We start from the raw sequence: 1,374 nt of genomic DNA, 5'->3' as shown, positions 1-1,374 counted from the left end.
GACCGGGGGTCCAGCCCGGCCCGCTCCAGCACCTCCCAGGACGTCTCCAGCAGCAGCCGCTGCTGCGGATCCATCGCCAGCGCCTCCCGCGGCGAAATCCCGAAGAACCCGGCGTCAAAGTCACCCGCGTCATGGACGAACCCGCCCTCGCCGTGGAGGGAGTCGAGATCCCAGCCGCGGTCGGCGGGGAACCCCGAGACCGCGTCCTCTCCCCCGGCCACCAGCCGCCACAGATCCTCCGGTGTCCGTACGCCGCCGGGGAATCGGCAGCTCATCGCGACGATCGCGATCGGCTCCCGGGAGCGGTCGACGAGTTCACGGTTGTGCTGCCGCAGCCGCTCGGTCTCCTTGAGGGAGGCTCGCAGGGCGGCGACGACCTTCTCGTCAGGGTTGGTCATCTCGTACTCCACGTTCCGCGTTCCGCCTGCGCTCAGGCGTCGAAGAGGGTCAGGGCGGGTCGGGTCGGGGCCGGACCGGTCAGGTGTAGTTGCCGTCGAGGGCTCAGGTGTCGTTACCGTCGAGAGCCAGGCTGACGAGGTGGTCGACGTCCATCGTGTCGATCGAGTCCGTGAGGTCCGGGGACCGTCCCGGGTCGCCGACGCGTTCCGCACGGGAGCCGTCGTGGACTCCGTCGCCCGGTGCTCCGTCGCCCGGTGCATCGTCGGCCGCCTCGGGGAAGAGCTTGGCCCCCAGCTGGACGGCGACGGCGTCGGGCGTCGGGTGGTCGAACACCAGGGTGGCCGGGAGGCGCAGACCGGTGGCGTTCTTGAGGCGGTTGCGCAGCTCGACCGCGGTGAGCGAGTCAAAACCCAGCTCCTTGAACGGCCGGCCGGGCTCGACCGCCGCCACGGAAGTGTGCCCGAGCACGGACGCCACCTGTGCGACGACCAGATCCTCCAGTGCACGGGCGCGCTCCGCGGCGGAGACCTTGGTCAGCCGTTCCTGCAGCGACATCGTCCCGTTCGCCGTGTCCCCGCCGTCCGCCGCGGTACGGCGGACCGGGGTCCGTACGAGCCCGCTCAGCAGCGGCGGTACGGATCCGGACGCGGCCAGCGCGCGCAGCGCCGAGGTCTCCAGCCGCATCGGCAGCAGCCGCGGCTGATCCGTGGCACAGGCCGCGTCGAACAGCGCCAGCCCTTCCTGCGACGTCATCGGCGCAATGCCCACCCGCGACATACGGTGCAGATCGGCGCGGCCCAGGTGGCCGGTCAGGCCGCTGCGCTCCTCCCAGAAGCCCCAGCCGAGGGAGGTGGCGGGCAGCCCCCGCGCACGCCGCCGATGCGCCAACGCATCCAAGAACGCATTCGCCGCCGCATAACTCCCCTGCCCCGCACCACCCAACGTCCCCGCCGCCGACGAGAACAACACAAACGC

Annotated in this window: 2 protein-coding genes; both read right to left on the bottom strand. The window is 71.7% G+C overall.

From position 1 onward, the window contains the following. A partial coding sequence (locus tag ACWD6P_RS37020; protein WP_451448613.1) for a beta-ketoacyl synthase N-terminal-like domain-containing protein occupies positions 1-398 on the bottom strand: 398 nt, incomplete at its 3' end. A 103-nt stretch (positions 399-501) separates the two neighbouring features. Further along, a partial coding sequence (locus ACWD6P_RS37015; protein WP_451448612.1) for a beta-ketoacyl reductase occupies positions 502-1,374 on the bottom strand: 873 nt, incomplete at its 5' end.

It is taken from the genome of Streptomyces sp. NPDC002446, assembly GCF_053595675.1.
This window is presented reverse-complemented; position numbering and strand designations above follow the sequence as displayed.